The organism is Kerstersia gyiorum, from assembly GCF_048595715.1.
Lineage (GTDB): Bacteria > Pseudomonadota > Gammaproteobacteria > Burkholderiales > Burkholderiaceae_B > Kerstersia > Kerstersia gyiorum.
In genome coordinates this window covers 3,076,844-3,090,126 of sequence record NZ_CP169556.1, presented here as the reverse complement: position 1 = coordinate 3,090,126, position 13,283 = coordinate 3,076,844, and the positions used below count along the sequence as shown (strand labels likewise).

Annotated in this window: 12 protein-coding genes; 8 read left to right on the top strand and 4 right to left on the bottom strand. The window is 63.1% G+C overall.

What is annotated here, in order from left to right; translation table 11 throughout:
* Window positions 1–20: 20 nt before the first annotated feature.
* Window positions 21–344: a ferredoxin FdxA gene (gene fdxA / locus ACEW7X_RS13510; protein ID WP_068366831.1), complete on the bottom strand. Its 324-nt coding sequence runs from the start codon at window positions 342–344 to the stop codon at window positions 21–23.
* A 137-nt stretch (window positions 345–481) separates the two neighbouring features.
* Here fdxA and pncB point away from each other — a divergent pair, with 137 nt between their 5' ends.
* Both pncB and ACEW7X_RS13500 read left to right on the top strand, forming a co-directional pair.
* Window positions 482–1,657 (top strand): nicotinate phosphoribosyltransferase, encoded by a 1,176-nt coding sequence (pncB, locus tag ACEW7X_RS13505; protein WP_068366829.1) that lies wholly within the window; start codon window positions 482–484, stop codon window positions 1,655–1,657.
* Window positions 1,658–1,692: 35 nt separating this feature from the next.
* Window positions 1,693–2,046 (top strand): RidA family protein, encoded by a 354-nt coding sequence (locus ACEW7X_RS13500; protein ID WP_068366827.1) that lies wholly within the window; start codon window positions 1,693–1,695, stop codon window positions 2,044–2,046.
* Here ACEW7X_RS13500 and ACEW7X_RS13495 read toward each other — a convergent pair.
* Window positions 2,027–2,878, bottom strand: a complete 852-nt coding sequence (locus tag ACEW7X_RS13495) for a zinc-dependent peptidase (protein WP_068366825.1) — start codon at window positions 2,876–2,878, stop codon at window positions 2,027–2,029. The genes ACEW7X_RS13500 and ACEW7X_RS13495 overlap by 20 nt on opposite strands.
* A 237-nt stretch (window positions 2,879–3,115) precedes the next feature.
* On the opposite strand from ACEW7X_RS13495, the gene ACEW7X_RS13490 reads away from it, so the two are divergent.
* On the top strand, window positions 3,116–5,317 hold the full coding sequence (locus ACEW7X_RS13490) for a RelA/SpoT family protein (RefSeq protein WP_068366823.1): 2,202 nt from the start codon (window positions 3,116–3,118) through the stop codon (window positions 5,315–5,317).
* Window positions 5,318–5,397: 80 nt separating this feature from the next.
* Here the strand turns inward: ACEW7X_RS13490 and ACEW7X_RS13485 are convergent, their stop codons facing one another.
* Together ACEW7X_RS13485 and ACEW7X_RS13480 are read right to left on the bottom strand one after the other, a co-directional pair.
* The gene (locus ACEW7X_RS13485) at window positions 5,398–6,174 is read right to left on the bottom strand and encodes a coniferyl-alcohol dehydrogenase (RefSeq protein ID WP_134838793.1); all 777 of its coding nucleotides are present in this window, start codon (window positions 6,172–6,174) and stop codon (window positions 5,398–5,400) included.
* Between the two features lie 221 nt (window positions 6,175–6,395).
* Complete coding sequence (locus ACEW7X_RS13480) at window positions 6,396–7,850, bottom strand: aldehyde dehydrogenase (RefSeq protein WP_068366819.1); 1,455 nt, start codon at window positions 7,848–7,850, stop codon at window positions 6,396–6,398.
* A gap of 363 nt (window positions 7,851–8,213) precedes the next feature.
* Here ACEW7X_RS13480 and ACEW7X_RS13475 point away from each other — a divergent pair, with 363 nt between their 5' ends.
* From ACEW7X_RS13475 to ACEW7X_RS13455, 5 genes are all read left to right on the top strand, one after another.
* Entirely contained in the window at window positions 8,214–9,263 is a 1,050-nt protein-coding gene (locus ACEW7X_RS13475; RefSeq protein ID WP_083969349.1) for a helix-turn-helix domain-containing protein, read from the top strand.
* Between the two features lie 177 nt (window positions 9,264–9,440).
* On the top strand, window positions 9,441–10,640 hold the full coding sequence (gene trpB, locus ACEW7X_RS13470) for a tryptophan synthase subunit beta (protein ID WP_068366818.1): 1,200 nt from the start codon (window positions 9,441–9,443) through the stop codon (window positions 10,638–10,640).
* Between the two features lie 11 nt (window positions 10,641–10,651).
* Complete coding sequence (trpA, locus tag ACEW7X_RS13465; RefSeq protein ID WP_068366816.1) at window positions 10,652–11,485, top strand: tryptophan synthase subunit alpha; 834 nt, start codon at window positions 10,652–10,654, stop codon at window positions 11,483–11,485.
* 25 nt (window positions 11,486–11,510) lie between these two features.
* Entirely contained in the window at window positions 11,511–12,383 is an 873-nt protein-coding gene (gene accD / locus ACEW7X_RS13460) for an acetyl-CoA carboxylase, carboxyltransferase subunit beta (protein WP_127775052.1), read from the top strand.
* 254 nt (window positions 12,384–12,637) lie between these two features.
* The gene (locus tag ACEW7X_RS13455) at window positions 12,638–13,186 is read left to right on the top strand and encodes an acyloxyacyl hydrolase (RefSeq protein ID WP_420177309.1); all 549 of its coding nucleotides are present in this window, start codon (window positions 12,638–12,640) and stop codon (window positions 13,184–13,186) included.
* Window positions 13,187–13,283: the final 97 nt, after the last annotated feature.

The following is a 13,283-nucleotide window of genomic DNA, read 5'->3' as shown; positions in this document are numbered from 1 at the left end:
ACGCCTGGAATACGCCAGGGTCAGCGTTCCAGGTATTGAAGTTTATCGGTCTTGCCGTTCCAGTCTTCGGCGTCTGGCAAGGGGTCCTTGGCCCGGCTGATGCTGGTAAAGACCGGGGCCAGTTCAGCGTTCAGTTCAATGAACGCCTGCTGGTCCTCGGGCACGTCTTCCTCGGCGAAAATGGCATTGGCTGGGCACTCTGGAATACAGACGGCACAGTCGATACACTCGTCCGGGTCGATGACCAGGAAATTGGGGCCTTCACGGAAGCAATCGACAGGACATACGTCAACGCAATCGGTGAATTTGCATTTGATGCAGTTTTCGGTAACGACGTGAGTCATGCTGGCAGATGCGCTCTGGGCGCGTAAAGTATCGGCAAATAGGGCACAATTTTAACGAATTGTGGCCGTAGCAGCCGTAATTACCCCTACCTGCACATGGTACTTGTGCTAATGTTGAGAAAAATTCTCATGCAGCCATGATTATTAAATCTTTACTCGATACCGACTTATACAAATTTACTATGATGCAAGTCGTCCTGCATCATTTCCCCGCCGCTCAGGTCGAGTATCGCTACAAGTGCCGCACCCAGGGCGTGGACCTCGTTCCGTACCTCGACGAAATTCGCGACGAAGTGCGCGCGCTGTGCGCGCTGCGCTTCACGGACGACGAGCTGGCCTACCTCAGCGGCCTGCGCTTCATCAAGAGCGACTTCGTCGATTTCCTCGGCCTGTTCCATCTGCCCGAGCGTTGCATCCACATCGAAAAGGGCGAGCAGCCCGGCGAAATTGCCATCACCGTGCGTGGCCCGTGGCTGCATACCATCCTGTTTGAAATTCCGGTTCTGGCGATTGTCAATGAAGTGTATTTTCGCAACACTCGGCAGCAACCGGACTGGGAAGAAGGCCGGCAGCGGCTGAAAGACAAGATCCAGCTGGTCCGCCAGGCCTCCGATCTCGAGCATTTCCGCCTGGCGGATTACGGCACCCGGCGCCGGTTTTCCCGTACCTGGCACGAAGAAGTCCTGCAGACCTTGCAGGCCGGCCTGGGCAAGCATCTGGTCGGCACCAGCAACGTCGACCTGGCCATGCGCAACGGCTTGATTCCGCTGGGCACCATGGCGCACGAATACCTGCAGGCATGTCAGGCGCTGGGGCCGCGCCTGCGTGATTCCCAGGTGTTCGCCCTGGAAATGTGGGCGCGCGAGTACCGCGGAGACCTGGGCATCGCCCTGTCGGACGTCTACGGGCTGGAAGCTTTCCTGCGCGACTTCGACATGTATTTCTGCAAGCTTTTCGATGGCGCGCGCCATGATTCCGGCGATCCCTTCGAGTGGGGTGAACGGCTGCTGGCGCACTACCAGGCCAACCGGGTCGATCCTCGCGACAAAACACTGGTATTTTCGGATTCACTGGATTTTCCCAAGGCCATCGAGCTGGCCCGTCGCTTCGAAGGGCGCTGCAAGGTATCGTTCGGCATAGGTACCAACCTGACCAACGACCTGGGCTATGCGCCATTGCAGATCGTCATGAAAATGGTGCGCTGCAATGGCCAGCCGGTGGCAAAGGTCTCTGATGCACCGGAAAAAACCATGTGCGATGATCCTGCCTATCTGGCGTACCTGCGCCAGGTATTCAATCTGCCGCCGGTCTGATTTGGCCAGGCCGGTTTTTATTTAGGAAGCAAAAAATGTCGGAAATCAAACGATTCAACGTGGGCAAGCGCCTGTCGGATATGGCTGTTTACAACGGCGTGGCCTATCTGGCCGGTCAAGTGCCGGATGACACGACCAAGGACATCGTCGGCCAGACGAAGGAAGTCCTGGCGATCATCGACGGCCTGCTCAAGGAAGCCGGCACCGACAAGTCGCGCATCCTGTACGCCCAGGTTTTCGTTGCCAACATGAAGGAATTCGATGGCATGAACCAGGCCTGGGACGAATGGGTCGCCGGTATCCAGGCGCCTCCGCGTGCCACGATCGAAGCCCGCCTGGCCAATCCGGACGTCAAGGTGGAAATCGTTGTTACGGCTGCGCTGCAGTAATTGAACGATTGCGCGGGTCTTGCCGGTAATAGCGGCTCAGCTGCTCGTACCAGGCCGGCATGGCCTGCGCCAGACGCAGGGGGTCGACGAAAAAGACCTCCGAACTGACCGCGAAGAATTCTGCTTCGTCGGTTGCCGCATAAGGGTCCAGCGGCAGGTCCTCGTACCAGGGGTCTGCCTCCGGGCTGTCAGGATCGACATCCGGCGGCAGCGTTGCTTCAATATCTTCGAGTTGGCAGCGCAGGGTTTCCAGGGCTTCATCCAGAATCTGCCGCCAGCGGCGCGGCGCGAGTCCTGCATGCCCCTCGAGCAGCGGCGTGCCATCGGCATCGCCGGCATAGAGGTCGAGCTTGTGCGCGAACTCATGGATCACCACATTGAAACCCGGGCTGCCCGGGTCGACGGTATCGTCCCAAGACAGCAGCACCGGCCCGCCGTCCCAGGCCTGGCCAGCCGCTTCTTCCATATATTCGTGCACCACGCCGAAGACATCGGCATCCTGGCGCGGGATGAGAAAACCGCTGGGATAAACGATGATTTCATCCCAACCCGCATAAAGTTCCACCGGCAAGTGCAGGATGGGCAGGCAGGCCTGTGCTGCGATGGTCAGCCGGATGCGGTTGTCTATCACCATGCCCTGCGCACCATTGATGGTTTTGCTGGCCAGCAGCCAGGCCGTGCGTTGCAGCAAGAGCGTGCGTTCAGTGTCGTCGAGCGCGGCGAGGTAGGGCGCGGCGCGCAACGTTGCCTCCCAGAGGTCGGCTGGAATCCTGGCCTGCATGCGTTCGGTGGCGCTGCGGGAGGCGCCGGAACCTGTCAACCAGCGGAACATATCGGCTTGCGTCCTGGGTCAGGGAGTTCGTTGGGCGGGTGACTGCAGCGGTGCAGGGGCTGCACCGCCAGGGTGAATTGTTGCATGCTCAGGCCCCTTGGCGTCACTGGCGTGCCATGATGGTGCATATGCCGTTTTCTCGTTTGAATGTCGATTCGGGCTGGTGTAGAGTGTCTGCTCCGATATTGGCCCGCGGTGTTCGCGGGCTTTTCGTGTTATCAGCCGCGATGGCGCTTTATGAAGTTATCTGACGATCCGCCCGCCGATTCACTGTCCGATGCCGCATGGCAGGAGCGCGTTTGCGCCGGTCTGGACGAAGCTGGACGCGAACTGGTGCTGCGTGCCAGGGACTGGGCGTTGCCGCATCTGCAGGGAGAAATCGCGATTTCCGGCGAGCCGGTGGAACACCATGCCGCCGGGGCCGCGCGCATCCTGGCCGATTTGCAGACTGACGCGGAAGTGCGCGCGGCGGCGTTGCTGGGCGCTATTCCTGAAACCAGCGCGACCCGTGACGAAATGGTCATCAAGGCCTTCGGTCCGGCCATTGGCCGCCTGGTGCAGGGCAGCCGGGCGTTGCTGAAACTGACGGCTGCCACGCGTGATTCCAGCGACAGCGCCGCCGACAGCGGCGCGCAGAAGGAAATGCTGCGCAAGATGCTGCTGGCCATGGCCGCAGACCTGCGCATCGTGCTGATGCGGCTGGCTTCGCGCTACCAGACATTGCGCTGGCATGCGGCCGCCAAGCAGCCCTGCACGCGCGAGTTCGCTCGCGAAACGCTGGATATCTACACGCCGCTGGCCAACCGCCTGGGCATCTGGCAAATCAAATGGGAAATGGAAGACCTGGCCTTCCGCTTTCTCGACAGCGACAAATACAAGGAAATCGCGCGGCTGCTGGAAGAAAAACGCACCGAGCGCGAGGCTTTCATCCGCAATGCCATTGAGCGCATCCGCGAGGCGCTGGCAGCGGCGGGCCTGGATGCCGATATCAGCGGCAGGCCCAAGCATATCTACAGCATCTGGAACAAGATGCGCATCAAGCGGCTGGCGTTCTCGCAGCTCTATGACCTGCGCGCACTGCGCGTGATCGTCGAGGACGAGCGGGCCTGCTATACCGCGCTTGGCGTGGTGCAGGCGCTCTGGTCGCCGCTGACGGATGAATTCGACGATTACATTTCGCGTCCCAAGCCCAATGGCTACCGCTCGCTGCATACGGTGCTGCTCGATAAGGATGGACGGCCCTTCGAAGTGCAGATCCGTACCCGCGAAATGCATAACCATGCCGAGTTCGGCATGGCGGCGCACTGGCACTACAAAGAGGCCGGCAAGCGTGGCGGCCAGGTTGCAGCTTCCAGTGCGGAAGACCGGCAAGTGTCCTGGCTGCGCCAGCTGCTGGCCTGGAATGCCGACGTCTCGGCAGGCGGTCCGGGGGCGCAGGATGAGGCCGGCAAGAGCGGTGGTCGCATTTATGTAATGACGCCGCAGGCGCGGGTGATAGAGCTGCCGGAGGGCGCCACACCGGTGGATTTCGCCTATAGCCTGCACACCGACCTTGGCCACCGTTGCCGTGGCGCGCGCGTCAACGGGCAGATGGTGCCTTTGCTCACGCGGCTGTCGACGGGCCAGACGGTGGAAATTATCGCGGCCAAGTCTGGCGGGCCATCCCGGGACTGGCTTAATCCGCAACTGGGCTACCTGGCCAGTTCCCGGGCGCGCAGCAAGGTTCGGCTGTGGTTCAACGCCATCGAACTGCAGCAGCGCATTACGCAGGGCCAGGCGCTGGTGGAAAAGGAATTGCAACGCCTGGGCAAGACGGCGGTGAACCTGGAACAGCTGGCGCAGCAGCATGGTTTTGCCAAGGCTGACGACCTCTATATCGCGGTGGCCAAGGACGAGTTCAGCCTGCGCCATCTCGAAGCGGGCTTCAATGGCCCGGTTGAACGCGACGAGCCCGGCATGGTGGCCAGCGGCAAGTCCACCCAGATGGCCGGCGGGAAGACCGGCGTGCTGGTCGTGGGGGTCGATTCCCTGATGACGCAATTGGCGCGCTGCTGCCGGCCTGCGCCGCCCGATGCCATCCGCGGTTTCGTGACGCGTGGCCGGGGCGTGTCCATCCATCGCGACGATTGCCACAGTTTCGCGGCATTGGCGGCGCGCCATCCTGAGCGTGTGATTGACGTGGCCTGGGGCGGCCGCGCCGACGACGCACGCTATCCGGTGGACATCAGCGTGCGCGCGCAGGACCGCTCAGGCCTGTTGCGCGATATTTCCGAAGCCTTTGCCAAGCTGCGGCTCAATGTCATCGGTGTGAACACTCAGAGCAGGCAATCCCTGGCGCACATGATCTTCACGGTAGAGGTCATTGACGGCGAACAGCTGGGGCGTGCTGTTCATGTGCTGGGTGAAGTCCCGGGCGTATTGTCGGTGCAGCGCCGCTGATTCTGCCCGGAAAAACCAGGGCCGCGTCCCTTGCTGGCGCGACCCTGGCGGCCCTGGTGGCTGCGCGTGCCGCGACGGCCTCAGGCCAGGCCGTGCTGCTGCACCAGGATGTGCGACTGCATGCCGCCATCGACGGGCACATTGACGCCGCGCATCCAGACCGAGCCGCTGCTCAGCAGGAAGGCCACGACAGGCGCGATATCCGAAGGACGGCCGGGGCGGTCCATGGTTTTCATGTCTTCTTCGGCTCGCGCGCCTAGGGTTTCGATGAAATCTCCCAGAATGGGCGTATCGACTGGCCCGGGGCTGACTGCATTCATGCGTATCCCGCGATCGCGCCAGGTCCAGCGGTTCTGCATGGTCCAGGCGATCAGGGCTTCCTTGGAAAAGAAATAACTGCGTGCGCCGCTGATGTCTTGCTGCTGGCAGAAGTCGGCGACGCCATCGAAATCCAGCGCTTCGCTGGCGCGGATGGCAGGAATGGCTTCGGGCCAGCCAATACCGGCCAGCGAGGCCAGGTTGACGATCGCGGCATTCTGCGCCAGCTTGGGCAGCACGCCTTGCGTCAGGTATTTCAGGCCCACCAGATTGACACGCAGCACCTGTTCGGCTGGCCGGGTGGGCGGCAGGCCGGCGATATTGGCCAGACCATCAAGCTGGGCGGGCAACTGCGCCAGCAGCGCGTCGATGGAAGCGCGGTCGCCCAGATCAGCCTGGATGAACTGCGCGACATCCACCTTGGGCGGGTTGATGTCCACACCAATGACGCGTGCCCCCTGGGCGGTAGCGACTTTGGCGGTTTCCGCGCCGATGCCGGACGAGACGCCTGTGATCACTAGGGTTTTATCTTGCAGCATAACGGTTCCTTTTGACAGACTCCCGCATGCCAGCCCGGGGCTGGCAGGGAATGCCAGGGCCGGACGAAGGGCCGGACTGGCTCAGGGTGCAGCGAGGCTGCACGAGAAGCAGGCCGCGCTTCGCAGGAAGCCGCGGCCTGGGCAAGGCTGGCGGGCGGGGGCCGGTTCCGCAGCGCCTGGCAGAAGGCCAGACGTGCCGGGACGGCCGAGCCTGCAATACCTTAGAAAGGATAATGGCGCGGCGCGGTCTGCACCGTGATCCAGCGCAATTCGGTGAAGGCTTCGATGCCGGCTTTGCCGCCGAAACGGCCATAGCCGGAATTCTTCACGCCGCCAAAGGGCATCTGTGCTTCGTCGTGCACCGTCGGGCCGTTGATATGGCAGATGCCGGCTTCGATGCGGGCAGCGATCTGCCAGGCGCGGGCGATGTCGCGGCTGAAGATGGCCGACGACAGGCCGAATTCATTGTCGTTGGCGATGGCGATGGCTTCTTCGTCGCCATTGACGCGCACGATGGCCTTGACCGGGCCGAAGGTTTCTTCGCTGTAGATGCCCATTTCCGGCGTGACGTGATCCAGCAGCGTGGCGGGAATCAGGGTGCTGTCGGCCTTGCCGCCGCATACCAGCTTGGCGCCCTTGGCCAGCGCATCGTCGACCAGTGCATTGCAGCGGTCCACGGTGCTTTGGTCAACCACGGAGCCAAGGACTGCCGGGCCTTTGCGCGGGTCGCCCAGCGGCAGGGATTGCGCCTTGGCAGCCAGGCGCGCGACGAATTCGTCGCCAATGGCGTTATCCACGATGATGCGTTCGGTGGACATGCAGATCTGCCCTGAATTGGCGAACGCGCCGAAACTGGCGGCCTGCACGGCGGCGTCGATATCGGCATCGGCCAGCACCAGGAAGGGCGCCTTGCCGCCCAGTTCCAGCACGGCGGGCTTGAGATACTTGGCGCAGGTTTGCGCGATGATGCGGCCCACCCGGGTGGAGCCGGTGAAGTTCACGCGGCGTACGGCCGGATGGGCGACGATGGCTTCCACTACCGCGCCGGCATCGGCAGGGGCGTTGGTGACGAAGTTGACTACGCCGTCCGGCAGGCCGGCTTCCTGCAGCGCCTCGATGATCAGGCCATGGGTGGCGGGGCTCAGTTCCGAGCCTTTCAGGATGACGGTATTGCCGCAGGCCAGCGGCGTGGCAATGGCACGCACCGCCAGGATGATGGGGGCGTTCCAGGGGGCAATGCCCAGCACGACGCCGGCAGGTTGACGCACGGCCATGGCAAGGCTGCCAGGAACATTGGAAGGAATCAGCTCGCCGTTGATCTGCGTGGTCAGGGAGGCGGCTTCCTGCAGCATGCCGGCAGCCAGGTGGACGTTGAAGCCGGCCCACATGGCCGAAGCGCCGGTTTCGCTGGCCATGGCGCGGGCGAAGGCTTCGCCCTTGGCTTCCAGGGACACGGCCGCTTTCAGCAGCAGGTCGCGGCGTTCGCCCGGACCCATGGCAGCCCAGGCAGGGAAGGCGCGGGCAGCGGCTTCGGCAGCGGCATGGGCGTCGTCGGCGGTGGCGGCGGGCGCGCGCGTGGCAACGCTGCCGTCCAGCGGGTTGCGGCGCTCGAAGGTGGCACCGTTGGCGGCGCTGCGGCGCTGGCCGCCAATCAGCATCTGGATGTCAGTGGTCATGGCTTGTTCCTTTCCTTGTGTGGGCAGAGGCCCGCCGCTTGCGGGCCGGCCGACTGTTTTGTCTCGCGTATTGAATGGCGCTCGCGGCGGCCTGTCCGGCCGCCTGCCTGGCTGCGCTTTGCCTATCGTAGACCGGAGGCGCCATGCCTGCTTGCCTGAAAGCGCAGTGACGGTTTGCCTGATGAGGCAAGAAGATCAGTGTTTTCCCTTGGTTGGCTCGACCCACGGCGCTTCATGGCGTTTTATGCCTGCTCCGGTCAGGGGCGGTGGAGTATGGCGCGCCAGTGGGGAATAATTGGGGGGATAATGACAGTCCAGCCGGATGCCCATACAGGGCATCCATCCAGATCCGGGAGTTTCGTCATGGCGTCCAGTCCGCTTGCCAGTCGCTCAGGAACGTCGCTGTTGCCGGCCGCGCCAGGCCAGGCAACGCCCACTGCCGCGCACGCGCAACGCCCGTCAGGGGCGGGGACGGTGTTGAGCACGGATGGCCTGCATGCAGCCGAAACGGCGCCGGCCTGGACGGAATGGATGGGCCAACTGTTCCATGGCATTGAATCCGATCTTTATGGCGACGCCAGTTTCGATGGCCGCGTAGCCACGGCCTGCGCCGGCGACGTCGTGCTGACACGGCTGCAGGCCAACCGCCACCGGGTGCGGCGGCGCGGCAGCGCCAGTTGCCGTCCCGACGCGGATTACCTGAAAATCGTCGCGCCCTGGCAGGGTGAGGCTCAGGTGGAGCAGGAAGGGCGCCTGGCTCGGGTGCGCCCCGGTGGGTGGGCGGTCTACGACATGACACGCAGCTATTGCGTGTCCAACCCCCAGTATTCCGATCATCTGATTGTCATGGTGCCGCGCGCCGCGCTGGCCGAACGAGGTTTGGCGCTGGCGCCCCTGATGGGGCGGGGCACGGGCGGCAGCGGCATTGCGCGGGTCGCGCTGGAAGCCATGCGTAGTACCTACCAGGAACTGCAGCACATGGCGCCTGGCACGGCCAGTGGCGCAGGCGCGGCAATCGCCGAGCTGGTGCGCCTGTCGTTGCTGGAAATGAGCGGCGAGCAGACCGCTGTCAGCCGCCAGGAAGCTTTCCGGGATAGTGTGCGGGAATACATCGGACGCCACTTGCGCGACCCGGGACTGACGCTGGATCAGATCGCCCTGGCGTTCGGTTGCAGCAAGCGACATTTGCACCATGCCTTTGCCGGTGCGGAGCAGTCTATCGCGCACTACATCATGCAGCGCCGCTTGCAGGCCTGCATGCGGGATTTGCGTGATCCGGCCATGGCGGGGCAGACCATCACGGATATTGCCTTTGCCTGGGGATTCAGCAATGGCGCGCATTTCAGCCGCGTCTTCCGTGACCACAGCGGGCTGTCCCCGACGGATTTCCGGCGCCAGGCCATGTTGTCCTGAGGCTCGCGGGCGGCCCCGCCGGGGCCGCGCCACTGCATGAAAGGGTATCCTGGCGGCCTGTGTGGGCCTGTTCCGGGACGGACGCGCTACAGGTCGGTTCAGCTCGGGTAAAATGCCCGATTGCTTATCGGATCCCGCCTTGTCTGGCGGGATATTGTTAGAGGCGGGAGAATCCTGGTGAAACCTTACGATCTGCCGGACGCTGCTGGGCACTTCGGCCCATTTGGTGGCGTTTTCGCAGCGGAAACCCTGCGTTTTGCGCTGGACGAATTGACCGCGGCGTACGAGCACTACCGCAAAGACCCGGAATTCCTCAAGGAGTTCCAGAACGAACTGGCGCATTTCGTCGGTCGTCCCACGCCGGTCTATCATGCGCGGCGCTGGTCGGAACAGCTGGGCGGAGCGCAGATCTGGTTCAAGCGCGAGGATCTCAACCATACCGGTGCGCATAAGGTCAACAACTGCATCGGCCAGGCCCTGCTGGCCAACCGCATGGGCAAGCGCCGCGTGATCGCCGAAACCGGCGCCGGCCAGCACGGCGTTGCCACGGCCACCGTTGCGGCGCGCTATGGCATGGAATGCGTGGTCTACATGGGCAGCGAGGATGTGCGCCGCCAGGCTTCCAACGTCTACCGCATGAAGCTGCTGGGCGCCACGGTCGTTCCAGTCGAGTCTGGCACGCGTACGCTCAAGGACGCGCTCAACGAGGCCATGCGCGACTGGGCCACCAACGTCGACAACACCTTCTATATCATCGGCACGGCTGCCGGCCCGCATCCCTATCCGATGCTGGTACGGGATTTCCAGACCGTTATTGGCAAGGAATGCCGCGAACAGATGCCGCGTGATGCCGGCCGCCAGCCGGATGTCGTGGTGGCGGCGGTGGGCGGCGGCTCGAACGCCATCGGCATTTTCCATCCGTACATCAACGATGCTGCCGTGCAACTGGTCGGTGTCGAAGCTGCCGGCGACGGCCTGAACAGCGGCCGCCATGCGGCATCGCTGGCGCGTGGCTCGGTTGGCGTCCTGCACGGCAACCGTACCTATGTCCTGCAGGACGAGGATGGCCAGGTGCTGGGGACGCATTCGGTATCTGCAGGCCTTGACTATCCGGGCGTCGGGCCGGAACATGCCTGGCTCAAGGACAGCGGCCGCGCCAGCTACGTTGCCGTCGACGACAACGCGGCATTGCAGGCCTTCCATGACTGCTGTCGCATCGAGGGCATCATGCCCGCGCTGGAATCGTCACACGCCATAGCGCATGCCGTGGCATTGGCGCCGACCCTGCCCAGCGACAAGATTATCCTCGTCAATCTCTCGGGCCGAGGTGACAAGGACATGCATACCGTTGCCGAACGCGGCGGTATTGAACTGTGACGGATCAAACCATGCAGAGCAATTCGCGTATCGACCGGGCCTTTGCCCGGACCCGGGAAGCCGGCCGTGCGGCCTTGATTCCCTACATTCCCGCAGGCGATCCGGATGCGGCCAGCATTCCGGCCCTGATGCACGCACTGGTTGATGCCGGTGCCGATGTCATTGAACTGGGCGTGCCGTTCTCCGACCCCACGGCCGATGGCCCGGTCATACAGCTGGCGGCCGAGCGAGCCATCGCCCAGGGCGTTGGCTTGCGCCGCACGCTGGAAATGGTTGCCGAGTTTCGTCAGCGTGACCAGGAAACCCCAGTCGTACTGATGGGTTACGCCAATCCCATCGAACGCATGGGCGAGGCTGAATTCGTCCGCCAGGCGAAGGCGGCCGGCGTGGACGGCGTGTTGACGGTAGACTATCCCGCCGAAGAAATCGGCGAACTGGCGCAGTCGCTGGAAACGGCAGGCATTGCGCCTATCTTCCTCTTGGCGCCGACTTCCACCGAAGAACGCATCCGCTCGGTCGCGCGGGTGGCTCGGGGGTATGTCTATTATGTTTCGCTGCGCGGTGTGACGGGCGCCGGCGGCCTGGATGTGGCGGAAGTCGAATCCAGGCTGTCGCAGATCCGTCGCGACGTGCAGATTCCCATTGGTGTCGGCTTTGGTATCCGCGATGCGGCCACCGCCAGTCGCATCGGCAGTTTTGCCGATGCCGTGGTGATCGGCACCAAGATTATCGAGGTCATGCAGCAGGCGCTGCGTGACCATGCTGGCGATACGCAGGCGGCCATCCAGGCCGTCGCCGACTGGCTGCGCGGCATCCGTCGCGCGCTGGACACCGCCCGTCACTGAAACCTTCATTCCGGATCAACCGAATATGAGCTGGATCGAGAAAATCCTTCCCCCACGCCTGACCAAATCCCAGGACTCCGGCGCCCGCCGGGTGCCGGAAGGGCTGTGGGTCAAATGTCCGTCTTGCGAGGCGGTTCTCTACAACGAAGACCTGGCCGCAAACCTGAACGTCTGCCCCAAGTGCGATCACCACATGCGCATTGGTGCACGTGCCCGCATTGATTCCCTGCTGGATCTGGGCGGTCGCATGGAAATCGGCCAGAACACGCGTTCGGTGGACACGCTGAAGTTCAAGGACAGCCGGAAGTATCCGGACCGTCTCCAGGAAGCGATGAAGCAGACGGGTGAAACCGATGCGCTGATCGTGATGAGCGGCAGCATCCACGGCGTGGCTGCGGTGCTGGCCTGCTTCGAGTTCTCTTTCATGGCCGGCTCCATGGGCTCGGTGGTGGGTGAGCGCTTCGCGCGTGGCGTGCAGGCGGCGCTGGACCAGCGTACCCCGTTCATCTGCGTGGCGACCTCGGGCGGCGCCCGCATGCAGGAAAGCCTGCTGTCGCTGATGCAGATGGCCAAGACCAACGCCATGCTGACGCGCCTGTCGCAGGCCGGTCTGCCGTTCATCAGCGTCCTGACCGATCCGACCATGGGTGGCGTATCCGCCAGCTTCGCCTTCATGGGCGACGTGGTGATTGCCGAACCCAAGGCCCTGATCGGTTTTGCCGGCCCGCGTGTGATCGAACAAACCGTGCGCGAGAAATTGCCGGAAGGCTTCCAGCGCGCGGAATTCCTGATGCAGAAGGGCGCCATCGACCGCGTGGTCGATCGTCGCCACCTGAAGCAGGAGCTGGCAGACCTGCTTAGCCTGCTGACGGGTGTTGCGGTGACAGACAAGGCCTGATTCCTCTTCTGGACCGGCAGGGGCGGTACTGCCAGCGATGGCGATGCCGCCCTTTGTTTTTAGGCCGGCAGAAGGGCGCGCTGCCACAAAATGTTTCGTTTTTGAAAAAGCTTTGATCTCAAGGCATGATCCAGCATCTGTTGGTTTCGTTGGCCTTGTGGTTTGATAAGGGTTTTACGCACGCGGAATTTTCGCGCCAGACAAGGCGCCTTGCGTGTATGGCTCCAGTATTGAGTGGAAGTTAGGGAGAAATCATGCAGATTAAGCAAGCTTTGGCGCATCGGCTGCGCTATGCATTGGCAGCCCTGCCAATGGCTTTCCTGAGCTGTGCTCCGTCGGCCCAGGCCGCCGAAGGCGGGCTGGGTCTACGTGCGGGGATGGGCTCGGAAGCCTATCGCGCCGAGGTGTTCTATCAGACCGAGCCGTTCTGGTCCTATGAGTTGGGCGGCAATTGGGGCAAACTGACGCTCGACGGCGAGTTCGGCGTGGCTTACTGGAAGGCGCGCCACAACGACGAATCCGGCAATGCCTGGCAATTCACTGCGACGCCCATGTTGCGCTGGTGGATGACGCCCACCCTCTATCTGGAAGGTGGCGTGGGCCCCAGCGTGTTCAGCACCACGCATGTGGCCGGCAAGCAGATCAGCACGGCATTCCAGTTCGCGGACCAGATCGGTATCGGCTTCCGGCCGTCGCGTTCCCACGATATCAGCCTGCGCTTCGCCCATTATTCGAACGCCAGTATCAAGCGTCCCAATCCCGGGCTGAACTCGCTGCAACTCAATTACGTTTACCGTTTCTGAGTGCCTTGCTGCGGCCTGCAGGCCGGAGAATGAAAATCCCTCGGCAAGCCATGCTTGCCGAGGGATTTTTTATGGCTGGTGCTGCCCGCGCGGCCCC